This window comes from Pseudomonas sp. A-R-19 (assembly GCF_019956575.1).
In the GTDB taxonomy this organism is placed as follows: domain Bacteria; phylum Pseudomonadota; class Gammaproteobacteria; order Pseudomonadales; family Pseudomonadaceae; genus Aquipseudomonas.
The window spans coordinates 35,726-59,102 of the sequence record NZ_JAHBDR010000040.1 but is presented as its reverse complement, the minus strand read 5'-3'; the positions used below and the strand labels follow the sequence as shown (position 1 = coordinate 59,102).

Below are 23,377 nucleotides of genomic sequence, written 5' to 3'. Positions count from 1 at the left end.
ATTGAACATTTTTAACGTCCTTTGGAGCCCCCATGAACAAGTCCATGCTCAGCGCTTCGCTGGTTGCCCTCGCGCTCGCAGCCCCGCTCGCCCACGCCCACGAGGCCGGTGACATCATCCTTCGTGCGGGCGCCATCACCGTTAACCCGAAAGCCGACAGCTCCAGCGTCAAGGTCGATCAAGGCCCGCTCGCAGGTGCCGACCTGGGTGGCAAGGCGACCATGAGCAGCGACACCCAACTGGGTCTGAACTTCGCCTACATGCTCACCAACAATTGGGGGATCGAATTGCTGGCGGCCACGCCGTTCGAGCATGACGTGAAACTCAAAGGCACCGCCCTGAGCGCTGCCAACGGCAAACTCGGCACGCTCAAGCACCTGCCGCCAACCCTGAGCGTGGTGTATTACCCGCTGGACGCGAAGTCGGCGTTTCAGCCGTACGTCGGTGCCGGTATCAACTACACCTGGATCTACGACGAACACGTTGGCAGCGAAGCCCAGTCCGCCGGTTTCAGCAACTTCAAGGCGAAGAACTCCTGGGGCATGGCCTGGCAGGTCGGTGCCGACTACATGCTGACCGAACATGTCATGCTCAACGCCCAGGTGCGCTACATCGACATCGATACCCGCGCCACCGTCGAGAACAACTCGATTGCACCGGGCACCCGCGCCAAGGTCAACGTGGATGTGGATCCGTTCATCTACATGGTTGGTCTGGGCTACAAGTTCTAAACGAACGTTCACGTGGTGGTGAATGAGGCTTGCTGGTGAGCAGACTAAATACTGATGGCGACTGCTGCGCAGTCGAACGGGGGCAAGCCCCCCTCGCCAAAGGGAATCTACCCACTTCAAGGTAAATTCCGGCCGTGAAAAAGGCGCCTGTAAAAAGGCGCCTTTTTCATGTCCGCAGGGCAGTCATCTATCGTCCCAGCAACCGCGCCAACCCTATACGCATCGGAGTCTGCTCCGCGGTAGTGAAGCGCTCCAGCAGACGCCGGTTGTTCGCCCGGGAGTGACGGATGTCACCGGAGCGCGCCGGGCCGTAGCTCACCGGCGGCAGTTCACCGACCACGGTTTCGAGCGCTTCGAGCATTTGCTTGAGGGTCGTCGCCTGGTTCCAGCCCACGTTGACCGCACCGTCTTCGACCCGGGGCTTCTCGATGGCCTGCACCAGCAAGTCGACCAGGTCTTCGACGTAGACGAAATCCCGGGTCTGCTCGCCATCACCGAACACGGTGATCGGCAGGCCTTTCTGCGCGCGTTCGCTGAAAATGCTGATCACCCCGGAGTACGGCGAGGACGGATCCTGGCGCGGACCGAAGATGTTGAAGAAGCGGAAAATCACTGGCTCCAGCCCATGCTGGCGGCGGTAGAAATCGAAGTAATGCTCGCTGGCGAGTTTGTCCGCCGCATAGGGCGTCAGTGGTGCCTTGGGCGTTTCTTCGTCGATCGACTCGCCCTCGCCATTGTTGCCATACACCGCCGCGCTGGAGGCGAACAGCACGCGCTTGACCCCGGCCTGACGCATGGCTTCGCAGACGTTCAGCGTGCCGATGAAGTTGCTCTGGTGCGTGCGCACCGGATCGTCCACCGAGGCCTGCACCGATGCCACGGCGGCCAGGTGCGCCACCGCGCTGCAACCAGCCATCGCCTGGGCAACCAAGGCCGCATCGGCCACGTCGCCGAGGATCAGTTCGACCCCGGGATTGCCCAGCGGCAGATTGCTGCGCTTGCCGGTGGACAGGTCATCGAGGATCCGTACCGCATGCCCCTTGGCAAGCAGGGCATCAGTCAGGTGCGAACCAATGAAACCGGCACCACCGGTGATCAAAACGGGACCGTCAGCCATGGCGATAGAACCTGTCCAGTAGACCGGGAAGCGCCGCACGCCAGGCACGCGGCTTGATCCCGAAGGTGTGCAGAATTTTTTTGCAGGCCAATACCGCGTGTTGTGGCTCTTCCGCCGCATCCGGACGCGCGGCGTGGGCCTGGGCGGTCGGCGCTTCGATGGCCAGCGGATGCAGGCTGCGGGCTTCGGTCAGAATCGCCTGCCCCAGCGCCAGCGGCGTGGTCGCCTCATGCCCGGCGTAGTGGTAGGTGCCCCAGAGCGGCGCGGCGCAATCGAGTTGCTTGAGCACTGAAATGATCACGCGGGCAGCATCGTCGACCGGCGTCGGATTGCCGCGTCGATCGTCGGCCATCAATAGTTCTTCGGGTTGTTCGGCACGGGCGAGGAAGCGGCCAAGGGCACCGTCCGGGCTGTCATCCAGCAGCCAGCCGAAACGCAGCAGCACATGTTGCGGGCAGGTGGCGCGAACACTTTGCTCGATCCGCCACAACGCCTGACCGCGCAGGCCCAAGGGCACCGGTTCGTCTTTTTCGCTGTAGGCCGTGGCGCGGGAGCCGTCGAACACTCGATAGCTGGAAGGCTGCAGCAGAACGATGTTGTGGTGCTGGCACAATTCCGCCAGACGCTCGATAGCGCGCTCCTGGCCGGCCAGACGCGACTCGCTCACTGCCTCGGCCTGAAACCAGTCGAAGTAGTAGGCAAGGTTGATCAATGCATCGGGACGGGTGTCGTCGAGCAATTGTGTCAGGCTCGCGGCATCCCAGCCGTCTTGCGGCGGGCGGGGGGCGAGGAAACCGATGTCTTCCTCCGCACCGAGGCGAATCAGCGCCTGCCCAAGGGCATTTCCGCCGCCCAGTAACATAAGGCGCATTCGCATAGAGTCAGCAGGCCCAGTCTGATTGGAACGATGGCTTTTTCGACACCGCGCCCAGGCGATGTCGTTGGTAATTGCCGGAATCGTTGCATTTTGCGGGTTTAGTGCGCAACCGTCATCCGTAAAGTGTAGATGTCCGGGATTTGTGGTGCTGCCACTGGCCCCTGTGGCGAGGGGGCTTGCCCCCGTACGGCTGCGCAGCAGTCGCAAAATTGTTGAAGGCGGTTTGCCTGTTACACCGCGCTTGCGGATTTTGGGGCCGCTTCGCGCCCCAACGGGGGCAAGCCCCCTCGCCACAGGTTACCGACCAGCCTGCGAGACTTGCATCTTGCGCCCCCACCCGCATAACTTGCTGCATGAACCTGCCCATCCCCGCAGACAGTGCCCTGAGCGGCTTCCACCCCGCCGTCAGCGCCTGGTTCAACCACACGTTCGCAGCGGTCACCGCCGCCCAGGCCCGGGCGTGGCCGCTGATTCGCCAGCGCCGCTCGACCCTGGTCGCCGCGCCCACCGGCTCCGGCAAGACCCTCACCGCCTTTCTCGCCGTCATCGACGACCTGGTACACCGCGGCCTGGAACGCCCCGAAGGCTTGCCCGACGCCACCCTGGTGGTCTATGTCTCGCCCCTCAAGGCGCTGTCCAACGACATCCAGATCAACCTGCAAACCCCGCTGGCCGGCATTACCGAGCAATTGCGCGTGATGGGCCTGCCCGAACTGCAGATCAGCACCGCCGTGCGCACCGGTGACACGCCGCAAAAAGACCGCTCGGCGATGCGCAAGACGGCGCCGCACATTCTGGTGACCACACCGGAATCCCTGTACGTGCTGCTCGGATCTGATTCCGGCCGGCAGATGCTCGGCACCACACAAACGGTGATCGTCGACGAGATCCACGCCATGGCCGCCAGCAAACGCGGCAGCCATCTGGCGCTGAGCCTTGAACGCCTGCAAGCGCTCTGTCCGGAGCCACTGTTGCGCATCGGTCTGTCGGCCACGCAAAAACCTATCGAAGCCGTCTCGCGTTTTCTGGTGGGCCGCGATCGCCCGTGCGAGATCGTCGACATCGGCCACGCCCGCCCCCGCGATCTGGACATCGAAGTGCCACCCGTGCCGCTATCGGCGGTGATGGCCAATGATGTCTGGGAACTGGTCTACGACCGCCTCGCCGCCCTCGCCCGGGAACACCGGACCACGCTGATTTTCGTCAACACCCGGCGCCTGGCCGAACGCCTGAGCCGGCACTTGAGCGAACGCCTGGGCAAGGATGCCGTGGCGGCCCACCACGGCAGCCTGGCCAAGGAGTTTCGCCTGGATGCCGAGCAGCGCCTCAAGCGCGGCGACCTGCAAGTGCTGATCGCCACGGCATCACTGGAGCTGGGGATCGACATCGGCGACGTCGACCTGGTGTGCCAGATCGCCTCGCCGCGTTCGATTGCCGGATTTCTGCAACGGGTCGGCCGTTCCGGGCACCAGGTCGGCGGCACGCCCAAGGGCCGTTTGTTCGCCACCACCCGCGACGACCTGATCGAATGCGCCGCGCTGCTCGACTGCGTGCGCCGGGGCGAACTCGACACCTTGTTGATCCCGCAAGCGCCGCTGGACGTGCTGGCGCAGCAGATCATCGCCGAGGTCAGCTGCCAGGAATGGCCGGAGCAAGCGTTGCTGGAGATGCTGCGCCGCGCCTCGCCCTACGCCGCACTCGACGACAAACATTACCAGGCGCTGCTGCACATGCTCGCCGAGGGCTACAACGGACGTCAGGGCATCCGTAGCGCCTACCTGCACCGCGACGCCGTGAGCCGCACCCTGCGCGGTCGCCGGGGCGCGAAACTGACCGCGGTGACCAGTGGCGGGACCATTCCGGACAACGCCGACTACAGCGTGCTGTTGGAGCCACAAGGGCTGAACATCGGCACCATCAACGAAGACTTCGCGGTGGAAAGTATTGCCGGGGATGTCTTCCAGCTGGGCAACACGTCCTATCGAATCCTGCGCGTGGAAACCGGAAAGGTCCGGGTCGAGGACGCCCAAGGCCAGCCGCCGACCATTCCGTTCTGGCTCGGGGAAGCGCCGGGGCGCAGTGCCGAATTGTCCTCGGCGGTGGCGCGCTTGCAGGCACAACTCGACGACCTGCTGGGTGCCGCGCCAGGCAACGTGCAACCTGCACTCGACTGGCTGACCGAGACCCTGGGCCTGAACCTCGCCAGCGCCGAACAACTGGTGGATTACCTGGCCCGTGCGCGACAAACGCTGGGGGCCCTGCCCTCGCAAGACACGCTGTTGATGGAGCGTTTTTTCGACGAGTCCGGCGGCACGCAACTGGTCATTCACACGCCGTTCGGCAGCCGCATCAACCGCGCCTGGGGCCTGGCCCTGCGCAAGCGTTTCTGTCGCACCTTCAACTTCGAATTGCAGGCCGCCGCCAGCGAAGACGCCATCGTGCTGTCGCTGTCCACCAGCCACAGTTTTGAACTGGACGATGTCTGGCGCTACCTGCACAGCAACAGCGCCGAACACATCCTGATCCAGGCCGTGCTCGAGGCGCCGCTGTTCGGCGTGCGCTGGCGCTGGAATGCCGGCGTGGCCCTGGCCCTGCCGCGCTACAGCGGCGGGCGCAAAGTCCCGCCGCAGATCCAGCGGATGAAAAGCGAAGACCTGATCGCCAGCGTGTTTCCCGACCAGATCGCCTGCGTGGAAAACCTCGCCGGCGAACGGGAGATTCCCGACCATCCGCTGGTGGAACAAACCCTCGACGATTGCCTGCACGAAGCCATGGACACTGAAGGCTGGCTGGCCTTGCTGCGGCGCATGGAGCGCAGCGACATCCGCCTGATCAGCCGCGACTTGCCGGCGCCCTCGCCGCTGGCGGCGGAGATTCTCAGCGCCCGACCCTATACCTTTCTTGACGATGCACCGCTGGAAGAACGCCGTACCCAAGCCGTGCTCAACCGGCGCTGGAGCGACCCGCAATCCACTGACGATCTCGGTGCACTGGACGCCGAGGCGATTGCCGCCGTGCGCGACGAAGCCTGGCCGGCGCCCTCCGGGGTCGATGAAATGCACGAGGCCTTGATGAGCCTGGCGTGCATTACCGATGCCGAGGCCGGCGCCAATGCGCAGTGGCCCGATTGGCTCAACAGCCTGGCCGCCAGCGGGCGCGCAAGCCGTTTGCAGATCAACCCCGGGCAATCGCTGTGGCTGGCGCTGGAGCGACTGACCTGCCTGCGGGCTATTTACCCACAAGCTGAACTGACGCCTCCCCTGCAAGCGCTGCCGGACTTCGATGAAGTCTGGGAGCCCGACGAAGCCGTACTCGAACTGATCCGCGCGCGACTCAGCGCCTTCGGGCCGCTCGCGCTCAATCGCATTGCCGAACCACTCGGCTTGCCCGCCGCTCAAGTCAATCAAGCCCTGGCGCAACTGGAACGCGAAGGCTATGTGCTGCGCGGTCGCTTCACCCCTGGCACCGCCCAGGAAGAATGGTGCGAGCGGCATTTGCTGGCACGGATTCACCGCTATACGGTCAAGCGCCTGCGCCGGGAAATCGAACCGGTGGCGTTGCAGGATTTCATGCGGTTCCTGTTCGACTGGCAGCATGTGTCGAGCGCAAGCCAGGGCCAGGGCGCGGCGGTACTGCCAGCTATCGTCGCGCAATTCGAGGGCTACCCCGCCGCCGCTTCAGCCTGGGACAGCGACATCCTGCCGGCGCGGATCAAGGACTACGCGGCGACCTGGCTGGATGAGTTGTGCCGCAGCGGCAGACTGGTGTGGACACGCCTGACCGCGCACAACAAAAGCGCCAGCACCGCGTTGCGCAGCACGCCGATTGTGTTGCTGCCGCGCAACCGGGTCGGCCTCTGGAGCGGCTTGACCGAGCAGACACCGGTCAGCGAATTGTCGCCGAAAACACAAAAAGTCCACGCGGCCCTCAGCCAGCACGGCGCGCTGTTTTTCGATGAGCTGATCCATGAGGCCCACCTGCTGCGATCGGAGCTGGAGATCGCTCTGCAGGAACTGGTGGGCGCAGGGTTGGTGAACGCCGACAGCTTCGCCGGATTGCGCGCACTGATCACCCCGGCCAGCAAGCGCCAGCCGCGCAACGCTCGGCGCGGGCGCGGGCGCGGGGCGTTTATCGGAGGCATGGATGACGCCGGACGCTGGGCCTTGTTGCGACGAGTGCCGGCCATGCCGCTCTCGGAAAACCCGCGCCCCGCACCGACGCCGGCCGACACCCTGGAACACATCGCAATGACCCTGCTACGCCGCTACGGCGTGGTGTTCTGGCGCTTGCTGGAGCGTGAGGCGGACTGGCTGCCGAGCTGGCGCGAACTGCTGCGCACTTTCCATCGTCTGGAGGCACGTGGCGAGATTCGCGGCGGGCGGTTTGTCAGTGGCCTGGCGGGCGAGCAATTCGCCCTGCCCGAGGCGATTCCATTGCTGCGCGAGGTCCGGCGTCGGCCCCATGACGGTAGCCTGGTCGCGGTGTGCGGGGTCGATCCGTTGAACCTCGCCGGTACGCTATTGCCTGGGGTAAAAGTCCCGGCGCTGGCGAGTAATCGGCTGGTGTATCGCGATGGCTTGCCGGTGGCTGCCGAGATTGCCGGCAAGCAGCAGTTTTGGGGGGAGTTGGATCAGCAGGTGGGTGCCGAGGTGCGCAGCAAATTGATCCGGCATTGAGGGTGTCTCTACCGGCCCCTTCGCGAGCAAGCCCGCTCCCACATTGGATCTATGTCCGGACGCAGATTGGTGTTCCAACACAAAACCCTGTGGGAGCGGGCTTGCTCGCGAAGAGGCCATCACAGGCAATAAAGAACCTCAGCACAAAACCCTCTACTGAGACCGCGGCCGATCCGGCATCAGCACCGCCGCATGCTCTGGCTCAATCTCCGGTGGTGCTTCGACCGGATGCCGCGGCACCAGCGCCTGCTGTGGATAAGTCTGCGCGAAATGCACCCACGGGGAGTTATCCACAAGCTTCTTCAAACGCTGGTTGAAGGCTCGGCTCACCGCATACTGACCACCGGACACCGTGCGAAACTGCGCGGTCAGCACCACGCCGTTGAGGTCCATCCTGTCCACGCCAAACACATCCAGCGGCCCTTGCAGGTTGTAGCGCAGGAACGGGTCGTTGCTGATGGAATGCCCGGCCTCGCGGATCAGTTCGATGGCCTTGTCGACATCGGTGTCGTAGGTGAATTGCACCGAGAAAAACGCATAGGCGAATTGCCGCGATTGGTTGGTCACCGCCTTGATCTGCCCGAACGGCACCGAGTGCACGAAGCCCTTGCCGTCGCGCAGGCGCAAGGTGCGGATGGTCAGGCCTTCGACCGTGCCGGCATGCCCGGAATCAAGCACCACCCAGTCGCCGATGGACAGGGTGTCTTCGATGATGATGAACAGCCCGGTAATCACGTCCTGCACCAGTTGCTGGGAACCAAAACCGATTGCCAGGCCGATGACCCCGGCACCGGCCAGGAACGGCGCGACGTTAATGCCCAGGTTGGCCATGGTGGTGATCGCGCAAATCACCACCAGGATGATTTTGATCGCGTTGCGCAGCAGTGGCAGGATGGTTTTCACCCGCGTGCTCGGCTGGCGCGCCGAGCGCTTGTTGGCCGGTGGTTTCAGGGCCTCCTGTATCGCCGTGTCGAGCAAGACCCAGACCATCCAGGTCACCAGCAGGATCAGCCCGATGTGGCTCAGGGAATCACTGATCGCCCGGCCCACGGCATTGCTCACCGCGAATTCGAACAGCGACACACCCCAGATCCGCCCGAGGATATCGATGAACACGATGGCCATGCCGATACGCAACAAGGCATGGGACAGATTGAGAAAGCGCTCCTTGTAGGCGCTGCTGCGGCGCAGGTCCGCTTCGCTGCGCGCCTTGAACAAATGATGCAGCGTGGTGCTGAGGAATACCGTGGCAATCAGCAACACCGTGGTGAACAAGGCGCTGCGCAGGACTCTCTGGTTGTCCGCCCCGGCGCCGATCAGGTTGATGATCGAGACCATCACCATCAACAGAATCGGCCAATACCAGAGCCCGGAAAATATCCGCAGGGTCTCACGCAATGCCGGTTGGCTGAGGCGTTGGGCCAGCGGCAGGATGCGGATGACCTGGGCTACCGGGCGACGCATGCGGATCACCAGCAAGCCGAAGGAAATCGATGCCGCCAACCCGGTGAACACGGCGATGCTGCTGGTGAGGTTGCTGCCCAGTTGATGGGCGATCTGCGGACTGGTCAGGGCATCGCTCAAGGCCACCAGAAAGCCGATAACGAACAAGGGACGGGGACTCTTCTCGCGGATGATCTGCACCGCCCGCCGCTTGTGCCCGGCATTGAACACCACCACCAGCGACAGCACCAATGACGCAGCAAATATCCCCGCGCTAGCGGCATAAGCCAGACACAGCGCCAGCGCCCGTCCCGCCGATATCGGCAAAAACTGGCTGGCATAAATCGTCAACGGCAGACTGACCACCGCCGGAAGGGTGTAGGGCAGTACGTAACCGAGCAACGCCTGGCCCCGTTCACGACTGAGCAGCAGACGATGTTCGCACAGGCGCCTGACGGCCATCCGCCCAAGCAGCCACAGACAGGCAAACACGGCCACCCACACGCAGGTCAGCAGCAGGAAATCGCCGGCAACGCTCCAGGGCGAACGGGCCGATGGCTGATTGACCAACTGATCCACTTCATCGGCCGCGCGGTCGGCACGCAGGCGCCAGACGTCGACGAGGTTTTCGTTGAGATCGAGTTTGCTCTGGACCTCGTCGATGCTCGAGCTGATGGCACCGAGCAAGCCGCCCTGTACCAGCGGTTCGGGGTGCGCCGGCGGCGTCGCGGCGGTCGCGGCGGCCGGCAACCCCGGTATCGCGGCGGCCTCCAGTTGCTCGCTACCCACGAACAGTAACGCTCCCAGCAATATCGCCGTCTTGAGCCTGATCAAAGCACCCGCTCCTTTGGCTGTGTCTGTAAGAAACTGATCGAGAAATGCCGGGCAGGTTCGGACATTGCCAGCGGATAGCAGGACAGTGACGCCTTATGTGGCGAGGGGGCTTGCCCCCGTTGGGGTGCGAAGCGCCCCCAAAACCTACCGTTCGAATTCATCTGAAACACCGCATGCAATGGGTTTACGACTGCTTCGCAGCCGAACGGGGGCGAGCCCCCTCGCCACAAGTATGCATCTGCGCTCGCGATATTTGATCTACACGCAAATATCAAATGTCCATCCCTGTATTTTTCTGAACGAGCCAAATCCCGACACTGCGCTCCATCGAATCAATCTCCGGAGAGTCGTTGATCCTCGCACGGATCGGCACCGGCCGGGCTCACGGGGTGTTTTTCTCGATCGGCTCGACCATCGCCACCAGTCTAGTGCCGAAGGAAAAAGCCGCCAGCGCGATCGCCATCATGTTCACCGGCCTCACCTCGGCCCGGTCTATGCCGAGAGTTCAACGCCAATCATTGCCGGTCACGGCCCCCCCTGTAGGAGCCGGCTTGCCGGCGATGGCGGCGGAACAGTCGACATGGAAGTGACTAACACAGCGCTTTCGCCAGCAAGCCGGCTCCTACAGAACCGGCAAGGCGTACCGTCCGTACCGACGCCGAAACTTTCGCCGTTGCCCCGTAGTCATCCCAAGACAGGGTAGGCAGACCGGAGAAGGCAACATGGCGGCGATTCATATCGGTATTTCAGGCTGGCGCTATGTGCCCTGGCGGGGAGACTTCTACCCCAAGGGCCTGATCCAGAGGCGCGAATTGCAATTCGCCTCCCGGGCGGTCAACAGTATCGAAATCAATGGATCGTTCTACGCCCTGCAACGGCCCGAACGTTATGCGCAGTGGTATGGCGAAACCCCGGCGGGTTTCGTCTTCAGCGTAAAAGCCCCGCGCTTCATTACCCACATCAGGCGCCTGCGTGACATCCACAAGCCTCTGGCGAATTTCTTCGCTTCCGGGGTTCTGGAACTGAAAGAAAAACTCGGCCCGATCCTCTGGCAGTTTCCACCCAGTTTCAAATTCGATGCCGAACTGTTCGAAACCTTCCTCGACCAATTGCCCCGCGAAACTGAAAAGGCCGCCACCCTGGCCCGCCAGCACGATGCCCACGTCAATGGCCACGCCAGCCTGAAAGCTTACACAAAGCAGCCCTTGCGCCATGCCGTGGAAATCCGTCACGAGAGCTTTGTCGATCCGCTGTTCGTGCGCTTGCTCAAGCGCTACAACACGGCACTGGTCATCGCCGACACCGCAGTCAAATGGCCGTACCGCGAGGACATCACCAGCGACTTCGTCTACCTGCGCCTGCATGGCGCCGAGGAACTCTACGCCAGCGGTTATACCCCGCAAGCACTGAAGCGCTGGGGCGAGCGGATCGAAGCCTGGCATCACGGACAACAACCGGACGATCCACAATTGATCGCGCCCCGGCAAAAACCCAAGGCGTGCAAGTCCCGGGAAGTGTTCTGCTATTTCGATAACGACAGCAAAGTCCGCGCGCCCTTTGATGCACGCCTTTTGCTGGAGCGTCTGCACCTCGACAAAAACCTCGCCACCGTCCCCGGCAAACCTGCCGCCGAAGGTGCGTTGCCATGAGCATTCCCGAGCCGGTCGGCGTCACGGATGAACAGACGCCCATCAACACGACGGTGCGCCGCTTCACGGTGCTGACGGTCAACACCCATAAAGGATTCACCGCACTCAACCGGCGTTTCATCCTGCCGGAACTGCGTGAAGCGGTGCGCAGCGTATCTGCCGATGTGGTGTTTTTGCAGGAAGTCCACGGCACCCACGAACTGCACCCCAAGCGCTACACCAATTGGCCGGCGATGCCGCAATACGAGTTCCTCGCCGACACCCTCTGGCCGCAGTTCGCCTATGGCCGCAATGCGGTGTATCCGACGGGCGATCACGGTAATGCGTTGCTGTCGAAATTCCAGATCATCCGCCACGACAACCTCGACGTGTCCATCAGCGGCCACGAGAACCGCGGGCTCTTGCATTGCGTGTTGCGTTTGCCCGGCGACGGCCGGGAGGTGCATGCGATTTGCGTGCACCTTGGGCTGCGCGAAAGCCATCGCATCGCGCAACTGAAACTGCTTGCCCAACGCCTGGATGCCGTGCCCGGCGATGCCCCGGTGATTGTCGCCGGGGACTTCAACGACTGGCGCCAGCGCGCCGATGCAGTGCTCAAACCCAGTGGCCTGCGTGAAGTCTTCGCCGCGCAGCATGGCAAACCGGCACGCAGTTTTCCCGCGCGCTTGCCGGCATTGCGCCTGGACCGCATTTACGTGCGCAACCTCAAGGCCAGCCATCCGCAAGTACTGACCTCCCGACCCTGGTCGCACCTTTCCGACCACGTCCCGCTGTCGGTGGAGATCGAGCTATGAGCAGCCAGTCGATGGAAAAAACCACGCTGCAACATATCCCTGCCCCGCCGACCCGCGAGCCGACAGCGGTCGATGTCGAATATGGCTGGCAAGGCAGCAACCGGGTCGAGTTGCTGGAAAATGGCGAGGAGTACTTTCCCCGGGTGTTTGAAGCCCTGCGCCGGGCGCAAAGTGAAATCCTGCTGGAAACCTTCATTTTGTTTGAGGATAAGGTCGGCAATGAGCTGCAACAGATATTGATCGAAGCCGCCCAGCGCGGTGTGCGCACCACCGTCAGCCTCGACGGCTTTGGTTGCGGCGAACTGAGCACTGGCTTTCTCACCGCCCTGACTGCGGCCGGCGTACATCTGCAAATGTTCGACCCGGCACCGAAACGCCTGGGCATCCGCACCAACTGGTTCCGGCGCCTGCACCGCAAGATTGTGGTGGTGGATGGCAGCGTCGCCTTCGTCGGCGGGATCAACTTCTCCGCCGATCATCTGGCCGACTTCGGCCCCGAGGCCAAACAGGATTATTCCGTGGAAGTGCAAGGCCCGGCCGTGGCCGATATCCATCACTTCGCCCTGCTGCAATGCGGTCGCCCGGTGCGGGCCAAATACTGGTGGCAACGGCGCCGGTTGCGGCGTTCGGAACTGGCCTTCAGCGATCACGATGGCCAGGTGCGTCTGGTGTACCGCGACAACGCTGAACACCCGGCCGACATCGAAGAGGTTTACCGCCAGGTGTTGCGCCAGGCGCAGCGCCGAGTGGTGATCGCCAACGCCTACTTTTTCCCCGGTTTCCGCCTGCTGCGCGAGATCCGCAATGCGGCCCGCCGGGGCGTGGATGTGCGGCTCATCCTGCAGGGCCAGCCAGACATGCTGGTGGCCAAGCTCGCCGCGCGCATGACCTACGACTACCTGCTGAAGTCCGGGGTGAAGATCTACGAATACTGCGACCGTCCGCTGCACGGCAAGGTCGCGTTGGTGGATGAAGACTGGAGCACCGTCGGCTCCAGTAACCTCGACCCGTTGAGCCTGGCGATGAATCTGGAAGCCAACGTGCTGATCCGTGACCGCGGTTTCAATCGACATCTGTTCGATCGCCTGGAAGACCTCAGCGACAACCACTGCAAGGCCATGTCTTTCGACATCACGCCACGCGGGCGTGTCTGGCACATGACCATCGGTTTTCTGGTGTTTCACTTCCTGCGGCATTTCCCGGCATGGGCCGGTTGGTTGCCGGCGCATAAACCGCACCTGAAACCCTTCCAACCCCCAACCGGGAGCGCCGACCATGAACCGCGCTGAGACCCACGCGCCAGCCCATGCAAAGAGCCCGGGCAAGTCCCATTGGGGTCGCTGGAAACGACCGCTAACGATGCTGTTTTTCCTGATGCTGATCGTGCTGTTCGCGACGCTCGCCCAGCGCCTCGAATGGAACGAAGTGTTCGATAACCTGGCCGATTTCAAGGTGCGCACGCTGATCATTGCGTCGGGGCTGACCCTGGTGAGCTTTCTGGTGTACGCCTGCTTCGACCTGATCGGCCGCACCTACATCCGCCAGAACCTGACATGGAAGCAGATCCTGCCCGTGGGGATCATCAGCTATGCCTTCAACCTCAACCTGAGCGCCTGGGTCGGCGGTATCGCCATGCGTTACCGGCTGTATTCGCGGCTCGGGGTCAGCAAGAGCAACATCGCGAAAATCCTCGGCCTGAGCCTGGCGACCAACTGGTTCGGCTACATGGTGATTGCCGGCGCCGTGTTCAGCAGTGGGCTGGTGCGCATGCCGCCGGGCTGGAAGCTCAGCAGTAGCGCGCTGCAAGGCGTGGGGGTTTTGTTGCTACTGCTGAGCGCCGGGTACCTGGCGGCGTGCCAGTTTGCCAAACGTCGGGAGTGGGCGATTCGCGGTATCGAAATTGACCTGCCATCGCTGCGCATGGCGGTGCTGCAACTGGCCCTCGGGGCCCTGAACTGGGCGCTGATGGCGGCGGTGATTTTCACTTTGCTGCCGGGCAAACTGGATTTTCCATTGGTGCTGGGCGTGCTGTTGATCAGCGCCATCGCCGGGGTCATCACCCACATCCCGGCCGGGCTCGGCGTGCTCGAGGCGGTGTTCGTGGCGCTGCTGCAACATGAGGTTTCGCGAGGCAGCCTGGTGGCGGGACTGCTGGCTTATCGAGCGATTTACTTCATTTTGCCGCTGTTGATTGCCCTGGTGATGTATTTGCTGGTGGAGGCCAAGGCCAAGTCGTTGCGGATTTCCAGGAAACCCAAGTGATTTTGTGCTGGTTGTGAGGACGCCTTCGCGAGCAAGCCCGTTCCCACAAGGATCGAAGGCGTACCATAGAATTTGCATCCACCAACGGACCCTGTGGGAGCGGGCTTGCCCGCGAAGGCGTCCGCAAGATCACCACAAATCTCAGGACGATTGAATAATGCTCAACCGCTCCCCTACCACCATCTCGGTAATCCAATCGACGAGGATCGAGGTGTAGGCCTGTTGGGAAACCGGCTCACTCAAGGCATGGTCGGCGCCGTCGATGATGCGGTGAGTCAGTGAATGAGTCTGCTGGCACGCCGCGCGGTAGCTCATGATCGTCGCATGGGGCACGTAATCGTCAGTCTCGGACTGCACCAGCAGGACATCCCCGGTGAATTGCGAACAGGCATGCAAGGCGCGGTTACTGTCGGCACGCACCAGGGTGCTTCGATAGTCACGCAGATCCAACTTGTCGAGATCGCGTTTCGGCGCGTGCCATTGCTCGTCGCGATACAGCGCCGGCACCCGTAGCGCCAGCCAGCGCACGGGTCTGAGCGAGGTCAGGATCGAGGCCAGATACCCCCCGTAACTGGTGCCGACCACGGCAATCGCCGAGGTATCGAGGGCCGGGTGCGCGAGCAGGCGATCATAGGCTGCCAGCAGGTCGCGCAAGTTGTCTTCGCGGGTCACCCGGGACAATGGAATGCCGGTGCCGCCGGTGTGCCCGCGCAGGTCGAAAGTCAGACACACGCAGCCCAACCCGGCGATGCCTTTGGCGCGCTCCAGGTCCCGCTCCTGACTGCCGCCCCAACCGTGCACGAAGAGCACGCCGGGGACTTTCGATTTGGGGCTCAGAAAAGTCCCGCTCATCTGTTCGTTGTCGATGTCGATCTGAATGGATTCGCTTCTAGCCGTCATAGGATTTGACCGTTACGTACTTGAGCAGAAAGTCACTGGTCTGCGCCGGCCCGCGGTACACCTCGATGGCGTCTGCAGGCAGCGGCTGATCGTTGTAGGTTTCCACCGAAGACACCCGGATCGCGCGCATCCCCCGATCGTTGACGAAACTCTGCAACGCCGCCACTTCGGCACTGCTGGCACCACCCATGCGCCAGGACTGTTCGAGCACACCGCTGCGCGCCTGCCCGTCACTGTCAACACCTTGGGCGATGTCGTAGTTGCGCCGCGAGGCATAAAAGCCGGGATAGGCTTCATCCGCCGCCTTGTCGAACACCTGCGCCTGATGAATCGCCAGGCGCACATCTTCCGGCAGATCCAGTTTCAGCAATTCGTCGTAGTCGCCCGGCACCACCAGCAGGTTGGACCCGCCATACACAGCCTCGCCCTGCGCGTCTTCGGTAAGGTATTGATCACCGCAGTAACTGAGGACCTTGCCGCCAATAAAACTCTGGCCGACGCTGTGGGTGATCACCTGGTCCAGATCCTGTTCGAGCACCACGCCTTCGGTGAACGTAGTCCCGGCCTCTGGCCTGGCGAGCACTTCATCGAACCCGTCGAGGCTTTTGATCACTTCCTGACCGCGTCCGGCACAGGCATGAATCGGCTTCAGGCGGATCGGCCCGGTGTACAACAGATGCTCCGCCGCCGGACGCGCGTCCTTCAGGGAGAAGACGCTGAGACCGTCGAGCACCACGCTGCGCACCCGCTCGGAAAACAATGGAGCCCAGCCTGGCGGCGCATGGGCATGGCGGTTGAGCAATCCGTGACTGATGGCCTTGGTGCAGATGAAGTCGTGGTCGACATAACCACCCCACAAATCTTCCGGTCCCTTGACCCCCAGTTGCCGGGCAGCCGCAGCGCCCACCAGGGTCTGGGTCGGCAACAGGTAGAGATCCCGTCCGTCGTGCAACTGCGGGTCGTAGCTGCCGCCGTACTTGAGCCCCAATATCTGCGCCAGCCAGCGGGCCAGCGCACGGTTGGTTTCGACTTCATGCAGCGGCGCGTTGGCGAGCACCGAATGGGCGACCACCAGTTTCTTGCGGTTTGTTGGGGTCATGCATCCCCCTTCAATCGACGCTTGATGAATGTAGTTGAAGGGGTGCAGGGATCAGGCCAAGGCTCGTTGTGGCATAAGGCGTTTTAAATCAGACCGTTGCCCATAAAGTGATGGCATGGGGCCTGTTTTATTCTGCACGACGCCCTTTGATACTCCGGCATTTTGCACGACTCAGGACTGGCACAGACCCCATGTGGGAGCGGGCTTGCTCGCGAATGCTATCTGTCAGCGAGGCTGATGTTGACTGACACACCGCTTTCGCGAGCAAGCCCCACACAGGGGATTTGTGGTGCTGCGTCTACCGCGTCGCGGCCCCCGGCGTCACCCCGAACCGCGTCCGATAATCACTCGGCGCCAGCCCGGTGATTTTCTTGAAGGTCGCGCGAAACGCCCCGGGGTCCTGATAACCCACGGTCCAGGCGATGTGGTCAATGGTGCCGTTGGTGAATTCGAGCATTTCCCGGGCCTTGCCGACTCGCAGATGCTGGCAGTATTCGGTGGGTTTGAGGCCGGTGGCCGCACGGAATCGGCGCAGGAAGGTACGTTCTTCCATGCATGCCTTTTCGGCCATCGCCGCCAGTGATACATCCGTCGCCCCGGTGCTTTGCAGCCAGTGCTGCACCTTGAGGATCGCCGCATCACCATGGCTGAGGATCGGTGCAAAATTACTGCCGCACTCACTGGCGCTGTCGCTGTGCTCCACCACCAGAAACCGCGCGGTGCTGGTGGCAATGCTCGGCCCCAGCAGACGGTTGACCAGGCGCAGCCCCAGCTCGGACCAGGCCATCAACCCGGCAGTGGTGATCAGGTCGCCGTCATCGACAATTGGCGTATCGGCCTTGAGCCTGATTGACGGGTAACGCTCGGCAAAGGCTTTGGCCGAGGTCCAGTGGGTGGTGGCACTGCGGCCATCGAGCAGACCGCTTTCCGCCAACAGGATAGACCCCACGCAAACCCCGCCCAGTGTCGCGCCGCCGGCATGTTGCTCGCGTAACCAGCGGATCAATCCCTGTGGCGCCTGGCCCTCGGTAAATCCGGCAATCGACGGGGGAATCAACACGGCCACCAGGGCGCGCTCCGGACCGGGATGGCTGTCGAAGACCCGCGCCGGCAACTGATCGCCTTCGACCTGCCAATGGCTGACCCGCAACAGCGGCAACTGCGCAGACTGATGTTCGGCGGCAATCCGGTTGGCCACCCCGAACAAATCCGTCAAGCCATGCACCGCCGCCATCTGCGCGCCGGGATAGATCAGCACGCCCAGCTCAGCGATTGCCCTTTCTGCATCCATTGTCAGTTTTCCCCCTTCTATTGTCGGTGCGACCAATCCCCGGATCGCCGGCCAGAGCCAATACTTCATTCCACACCAACACACACTTCGAGGAAACAGTCATGGCCAAGCAAGCGCTCATCGTAGTCGATATCCAGAACGACTACTTCCCCCAAGGCAAGTGGCCGCTGGTCGGCGCCGACGCCGCTGCGGACAACGCCGTTCGCCTGATCAAGGCCTTCCGCGATGCCGGTGATTCGGTGGTGCACATCCGCCACGAATTCACGTCCGAAGAGGCGCCGTTTTTCACCCCGAACTCCGAAGGCGCCAAGCTGCACCCCAAAGTGCTCAACCGCGCCGACGAACCGGTGGTGCTCAAGCACTTCGTCAACTCGTTCCGCGAAACCGAGCTGAAATCGATCCTCGACGAACAAGGCATCAAGGAACTGGTGGTCGTGGGCAGCATGAGCCACATGTGCGTCGACGGCATCACCCGTGCGGCGGCGGACTTTGGCTACAAGGTGACCGTGATCCACGACGCCTGCGCCACCCGTGACCTGGAATTCAATGGCGTGAATGTACCGGCGGCCCAGGTTCATGCGGCGTTCATGGCAGCCCTGGCGTTTGCGTATGCCAGCGTGGTGTCGGCCAACGATTTCCTCGCGGCCTGAGCCTGCAACTAAATATCACCGACCATAAAAAACCCGCACTTCAGACCGAAGTGCGGGTTTTGTTTTTCAGCTTGCCGTTTGCAGGCTTTCAGCAGCTTTAGAAAGGAATATCGTCATCAAAGCTGTCGAAATCCGGAGCCGGCTGAGGTGCCGCCTGCTGTGGAGCCGGACGCGACTGCTGCGGCGCCGACTGCTGTGGACGCGGAGCCTGCTGGCGCGGAGCGGATTGCTGGTAGTTGTTACCGCCGCCCTGGCCCTGCTGGTCGCCCTGTGGACGACCGCCCAGCAGTTGCATGGTGCCTTGCATGTCGACCACGATTTCGGTGGTGTAACGCTTGATACCGTCTTTTTCCCACTCACGGGTCTGCAGCTTGCCTTCGATGTACACCTGCGAACCTTTACGCAGGTATTCGCCGGCGATTTCCGCAACCTTGCCGAACATCGACACACGGTGCCATTCGGTCTTTTCGACTTTCTGACCAGTTTGCTTGTCGGTCCACTGTTCGCTGGTTGCCAGACTCAGGTTGGTCACGGCATTACCGTTAGGCAAGTAGCGAACTTCGGGATCCTGGCCGCAAGTGCCGACCAATATGACTTTGTTAACCCCACGGGCCATAACGTTCTCCTAGGCTACGCACGCTGCCTCGGCCGGGTTGTTCACCAGGCGCTCAAGGGTGGTGCGATCCAATAGTTCGGTGTCCAGTTTGATGTAAATCGCCGCCTCTTCCGCGACGATGACTGCATCTGTTACCCCTACGACCGCCTTCAGGCGCTCGACCAGACCCGCTTCGCGGATCGCCTCGGGCGACAACGGCAAGCGCAGGCTTGTGACGTAGGGAGGTTCGCGCATGGTAACAGCAAAGGCTAGCCAGAGGGCAGCCAGACCGGCGCATCCGAGGAACACAACCGACAGACCGCCATGCTGGAACAGCCAGCCACCGAGGATTCCCCCCAGTGCCGAGCCGAGGAACTGGCTGGTGGAATAAACCCCCATCGCCGTGCCCTTGCCGCCTGCCGGTGAAACCTTGCTTATCAGCGACGGCAACGAGGCTTCCAGCAGATTGAACGCGGTGAAAAACACCACCGTACCGATCACCAGAGACCGCAAGCTATCGCCAAACTGCCAGAAGAATAGCTCAGTGAGCAGCAGCGTCACGACGGAGCCGAGCAAAACTCGTTTCATTTTGCGTTTCTTCTCGCCGTAGATAATGAACGGGATCATGGCGAAGAAAGAAATCAGCAGCGCGGTCAGGTACACCCACCAGTGCTGCTCCTTGGGCAGCCCGGCCTTCTCGACCAGCGCCAGCGGCAAGGCGACGAAGCTGGACATCAACATCGCGTGCAACACAAAAATGCCCAGGTCCAGACGCAGCAGGTCCGGATGCTTGAGCGTCGGGATCAGCGCCTGGCGCGCTACACCGGACTCACGATGCTGCAACGGGCCGGTGGAACGCGGCACCATGAACATCACGATCACAATGCCGAACAATGCCATGCCGCCGGTGGCGAGGAACAACCCGGACAGGCCGAAAGCGCGGGTCAGCAGCGGGCCGACCACCATGGCCACCGCAAACGACAGGCCGATGGTCATGCCGATCATGGCCATGGCCTTGGTCCGGTGTTGCTCGCGGGTCAGGTCGGACAGCAAGGCCATGACCGCTGCGGAAATCGCCCCGGCGCCCTGCAGGATTCGCCCGGCGATCACACCCCAGATCGAATCGGCATTGGCTGCCAGCAGGCTGCCGAGGGCAAACACGATCAGGCCCAGGTAAATCACCGGGCGGCGACCGATGCGGTCGGAAATGAAACCGAAAGGAATCTGGAAAACCGCCTGGGTCAGGCCATAAGCGCCAATCGCCAGGCCGATCAGGGCCGGCGTGGCTCCGGCCAGATCCATCCCATAGGTCGCCAGTACCGGCAACACCATGAACATGCCAAGCATACGGAAGGCGAACACCAGGGCCAGACCGCTTGCCGCGCGGGTCTCGCTGCCACTCATGCGCTCGCTGTGGGGATCGTGCATGGAAAAACCTCATGTGAACCGGCGGCGATTCTACCAGTCCCATCGATTGGCGGGGTATATCGCGACGCTTTGACGCGCATTGCTGACACACTCTTCATGTAAGACAGTAGCCCACTCGTTTGATAGTGTGCATCCATCCAGTATTTGGCCGTATACTCCTACGTTTTCGACGCCCGCCGAGCGAGGCCACCTTGGACAAGATCCTGATTCGTGGGGCTCGAACCCACAACCTGAAGAACATCGACCTGACCCTGCCACGGGACAAGCTGATCGTCATCACCGGCCTGTCCGGCTCCGGCAAGTCGTCCCTGGCGTTCGACACCCTGTACGCCGAAGGTCAGCGCCGCTACGTCGAATCGCTGTCGGCCTACGCCCGGCAGTTCCTGTCGATGATGGAAAAGCCCGACGTCGACACCATCGAAGGCCTGTCGCCGGCAATTTCCATCGAACAGAAATCGACCTCGCACAACCCGCGTTCGACGGTCGGCACCATTACCGAAATCTACGACTACCTGCGCCTGCTTTATGCACGCGTGGGTATTCCGCGCTGTCCGGATCACGATATCCCGCTGGAAGCGCAGACCGTCAGCCAAATGGTCGACCTGGTTCTCGCCGAGCCGGAAGGCAGCAAGCTGATGCTGCTGGCCCCGGTCATCCGCGAACGCAAAGGCGAGCACCTGTCGGTTTTCGAAGAACTGCGCGCGCAAGGCTTCGTTCGTGCCCGAATCAACGGCAAGCTTTACGAACTGGACGAAGCGCCGAAGCTCGACAAGCAGAAAAAGCACACCATCGATGTCGTGGTCGACCGATTCAAGGTCCGCGCCGACCTGCAACAACGCCTGGCCGAATCTTTCGAGACCGCGCTGAAGCTGGCGGACGGCATCGCCCTGGTGGCTCCGATGGACGACGAGCCCGGTGAAGAGATGATCTTCTCCGCACGCTTTGCCTGCCCGATCTGCGGCCACGCCATCAGCGAGCTGGAACCCAAGCTGTTCTCCTTCAACAACCCGGCCGGCGCTTGCCCGACCTGTGATGGCCTGGGGGTAAAGCAGTTCTTCGATATCAAGCGTCTGGTCAACGGCGAACTGACACTGGCCGAAGGGGCAATTCGCGGCTGGGATAGGCGCAACGTCTATTACTTCCAGATGCTCGGGTCGCTGGCGGCCCACTACAAATTCAGCCTGGAAGTACCGTTCAACGAACTGCCAGCCGATCAGCAGAAATTCATCCTGCACGGCAGCGGCTCGCAAAACGTCGATTTCAAGTACCTGAACGACCGTGGCGACATCGTCAAACGCTCGCATCCGTTCGAAGGCATCGTGCCGAACTTGGAGCGCCGTTACCGCGAAACCGAATCCGCTTCGGTGCGCGAAGAGCTGGCCAAGTTCCTCAGCACCCAGTCGTGCCCGGACTGCCGTGGCACCCGCCTGCGTCGCGAAGCGCGGCACGTTTGGGTTGGCGAGAAAACCCTGCCGGCGGTGACCAACCTGCCGATCGGCGATGCATCCGATTATTTTGGCGGGCTCAAGCTTACCGGTCGCCGTGGCGAAATCGCCGACAAGATCCTCAAGGAAATCCGCGAGCGTCTGCAGTTTCTGGTCAACGTCGGCCTCGACTATCTGTCGCTGGACCGCAGCGCCGACACCTTGTCCGGTGGCGAGGCCCAGCGTATTCGTCTGGCCAGCCAGATTGGCGCCGGCCTGGTGGGTGTCCTGTACATCCTCGACGAACCCTCCATCGGCCTGCATCAGCGCGACAACGACCGGCTGCTGGGCACCCTCAAGCACCTGCGCGATATCGGCAACACGGTGATCGTGGTCGAGCACGACGAAGATGCCATTCGCCTGGCTGACTACGTGGTGGACATCGGCCCGGGCGCTGGCGTGCACGGCGGGCATATCGTCGCCGAGGGCACACCCGCCGAGGTCATGGCGCATCCGGACTCGCTGACGGGCAAATACCTGTCGGGCCGGGTGAAGATCGAAGTCCCGGCCAAGCGCACACCGCGCAACAAGAAGCTGACGCTGGCGCTCAAGGGTGCGCGTGGCAACAACCTGCGCAATGTCGACCTGGAAATTCCGATCGGCCTGCTGACCTGTGTCACCGGCGTATCCGGCTCGGGCAAGTCGACGCTGATCAACAACACGCTGTTCCCGCTGAGCGCCACGGCACTGAATGGCGCCACCACGCTTGAGGCCGCCGCCCACGACAGCATCAAGGGCCTGGAGCACTTGGACAAGGTCGTGGACATCGACCAGAGCCCGATCGGCCGGACACCGCGCTCCAACCCGGCGACCTACACCGGATTGTTCACGCCGATCCGCGAATTGTTCGCCGGCGTACCGGAGTCTCGCTCCCGTGGCTACGGGCCGGGGCGTTTCTCCTTCAACGTCAAGGGCGGCCGCTGCGAAGCCTGCCAGGGCGACGGCCTGATCAAGGTCGAGATGCACTTCCTGCCGGACATCTACGTGCCTTGCGACGTGTGCAAGAGCAAGCGTTACAACCGCGAGACCCTGGAGATCAAGTACAAGGGCAAGAGCATCCACGAAACCCTCGAGATGACCATCGAGGAAGCGCGGGTGTTCTTCGACGCCGTACCGGCCCTGGCGCGCAAGCTGCAAACATTGATGGACGTCGGCCTGTCGTACATCAAGCTGGGGCAATCGGCGACCACGCTCTCCGGTGGTGAAGCCCAGCGGGTAAAACTGTCCCGCGAACTGTCCAAGCGTGACACCGGCAAGACCCTGTACATCCTCGATGAACCGACCACCGGCCTGCACTTCGCGGATATCCAGCAACTGCTGGACGTGTTGCATCGCCTGCGCGACCACGGCAACACCGTGGTGGTGATCGAGCACAACCTGGACGTGATCAAGACCGCCGACTGGCTTGTGGACCTCGGTCCGGAAGGTGGTTCAAAGGGCGGGCAAATCATTGCCGTCGGCACGCCGGAGGAAGTATCCGAGATGAAGCAGTCTCATACCGGTTACTACCTCAAGCCTTTGCTGGAGCGTGACCGGGCTTAACCGGG

16 protein-coding genes and 1 pseudogene are annotated in these 23,377 nt (G+C 62.4%); 9 read left to right on the top strand and 8 right to left on the bottom strand.

Annotation, left to right across the window (positions count from 1 at the left end; translation table 11 throughout):
* The first annotated feature begins 32 nt into the window (after positions 1-32).
* Complete coding sequence (locus KGA88_RS08315; RefSeq protein WP_110661275.1) at positions 33-731, top strand: OmpW/AlkL family protein; 699 nt, start codon at positions 33-35, stop codon at positions 729-731.
* 187 nt (positions 732-918) lie between these two features.
* Here KGA88_RS08315 and KGA88_RS08310 read toward each other — a convergent pair whose 3' ends face one another.
* A complete protein-coding gene (locus tag KGA88_RS08310) occupies positions 919-1,848 on the bottom strand; it encodes an NAD-dependent epimerase/dehydratase family protein (protein WP_110661274.1) in 930 nt (309 codons plus the stop codon).
* On the bottom strand, positions 1,841-2,725 hold the full coding sequence (locus KGA88_RS08305) for a sugar nucleotide-binding protein (RefSeq protein ID WP_046041630.1): 885 nt from the start codon (positions 2,723-2,725) through the stop codon (positions 1,841-1,843). Before KGA88_RS08305 ends, KGA88_RS08310 begins: the two co-directional genes overlap by 8 nt.
* A gap of 353 nt (positions 2,726-3,078) precedes the next feature.
* On the opposite strand from KGA88_RS08305, the gene KGA88_RS08300 reads away from it, so the two are divergent.
* Entirely contained in the window at positions 3,079-7,401 is a 4,323-nt protein-coding gene (locus KGA88_RS08300) for a DEAD/DEAH box helicase (protein WP_223590082.1), read from the top strand.
* Between the two features lie 153 nt (positions 7,402-7,554).
* Here the strand turns inward: KGA88_RS08300 and KGA88_RS08295 are convergent, their stop codons facing one another.
* Positions 7,555-9,678, bottom strand: a complete 2,124-nt coding sequence (locus tag KGA88_RS08295; protein ID WP_223590079.1) for a mechanosensitive ion channel family protein — start codon at positions 9,676-9,678, stop codon at positions 7,555-7,557.
* Between the two features lie 344 nt (positions 9,679-10,022).
* Between KGA88_RS08295 and KGA88_RS08290 the strand changes: the two are divergent.
* The 5 genes and pseudogenes from KGA88_RS08290 to KGA88_RS08270 form a co-directional block, all read left to right on the top strand.
* Positions 10,023-10,166: pseudogene (locus KGA88_RS08290) on the top strand (MFS sugar transporter); the annotation flags it as partial.
* Positions 10,167-10,400: 234 nt separating this feature from the next.
* Entirely contained in the window at positions 10,401-11,327 is a 927-nt protein-coding gene (locus KGA88_RS08285) for a DUF72 domain-containing protein (protein ID WP_223590077.1), read from the top strand.
* Positions 11,324-12,121 (top strand): endonuclease/exonuclease/phosphatase family protein, encoded by a 798-nt coding sequence (locus tag KGA88_RS08280; RefSeq protein WP_223590075.1) that lies wholly within the window; start codon positions 11,324-11,326, stop codon positions 12,119-12,121. Before KGA88_RS08285 ends, KGA88_RS08280 begins: the two co-directional genes overlap by 4 nt.
* On the top strand, positions 12,118-13,410 hold the full coding sequence (gene clsB / locus KGA88_RS08275; RefSeq protein ID WP_110662068.1) for a cardiolipin synthase ClsB: 1,293 nt from the start codon (positions 12,118-12,120) through the stop codon (positions 13,408-13,410). The genes KGA88_RS08280 and clsB overlap by 4 nt, the downstream gene beginning before the upstream one ends.
* Positions 13,397-14,383, top strand: a complete 987-nt coding sequence (locus tag KGA88_RS08270; protein ID WP_223590072.1) for a lysylphosphatidylglycerol synthase domain-containing protein — start codon at positions 13,397-13,399, stop codon at positions 14,381-14,383. The genes clsB and KGA88_RS08270 overlap by 14 nt, the downstream gene beginning before the upstream one ends.
* A 141-nt stretch (positions 14,384-14,524) precedes the next feature.
* On the opposite strand, the gene KGA88_RS08265 is transcribed toward KGA88_RS08270, so the two are convergent.
* The 3 genes from KGA88_RS08265 to KGA88_RS08255 form a co-directional block, all read right to left on the bottom strand.
* Positions 14,525-15,283, bottom strand: coding sequence for an alpha/beta hydrolase family protein (locus tag KGA88_RS08265; protein WP_223590071.1), 759 nt, complete (start codon positions 15,281-15,283; stop codon positions 14,525-14,527).
* Entirely contained in the window at positions 15,273-16,382 is a 1,110-nt protein-coding gene (locus KGA88_RS08260; RefSeq protein WP_223590069.1) for a DUF3182 family protein, read from the bottom strand. Before KGA88_RS08260 ends, KGA88_RS08265 begins: the two co-directional genes overlap by 11 nt.
* 298 nt (positions 16,383-16,680) lie before the next feature.
* On the bottom strand, positions 16,681-17,673 hold the full coding sequence (locus tag KGA88_RS08255; protein WP_223590067.1) for a GlxA family transcriptional regulator: 993 nt from the start codon (positions 17,671-17,673) through the stop codon (positions 16,681-16,683).
* A 101-nt stretch (positions 17,674-17,774) separates the two neighbouring features.
* Here KGA88_RS08255 and KGA88_RS08250 point away from each other — a divergent pair, with 101 nt between their 5' ends.
* Positions 17,775-18,323, top strand: a complete 549-nt coding sequence (locus tag KGA88_RS08250) for a cysteine hydrolase family protein (RefSeq protein ID WP_110660253.1) — start codon at positions 17,775-17,777, stop codon at positions 18,321-18,323.
* Positions 18,324-18,420: 97 nt separating this feature from the next.
* Here the strand turns inward: KGA88_RS08250 and KGA88_RS08245 are convergent, their stop codons facing one another.
* Together KGA88_RS08245 and KGA88_RS08240 are read right to left on the bottom strand one after the other, a co-directional pair.
* On the bottom strand, positions 18,421-18,939 hold the full coding sequence (locus KGA88_RS08245) for a single-stranded DNA-binding protein (RefSeq protein WP_007984430.1): 519 nt from the start codon (positions 18,937-18,939) through the stop codon (positions 18,421-18,423).
* A 9-nt stretch (positions 18,940-18,948) separates the two neighbouring features.
* Complete coding sequence (locus tag KGA88_RS08240; protein ID WP_110657346.1) at positions 18,949-20,346, bottom strand: MFS transporter; 1,398 nt, start codon at positions 20,344-20,346, stop codon at positions 18,949-18,951.
* A 191-nt stretch (positions 20,347-20,537) separates the two neighbouring features.
* On the opposite strand from KGA88_RS08240, the gene uvrA reads away from it, so the two are divergent.
* Positions 20,538-23,372: an excinuclease ABC subunit UvrA gene (gene uvrA / locus KGA88_RS08235; protein ID WP_218486197.1), complete on the top strand. Its 2,835-nt coding sequence runs from the start codon at positions 20,538-20,540 to the stop codon at positions 23,370-23,372.
* The last annotated feature ends 5 nt before the right edge of the window (positions 23,373-23,377 follow it).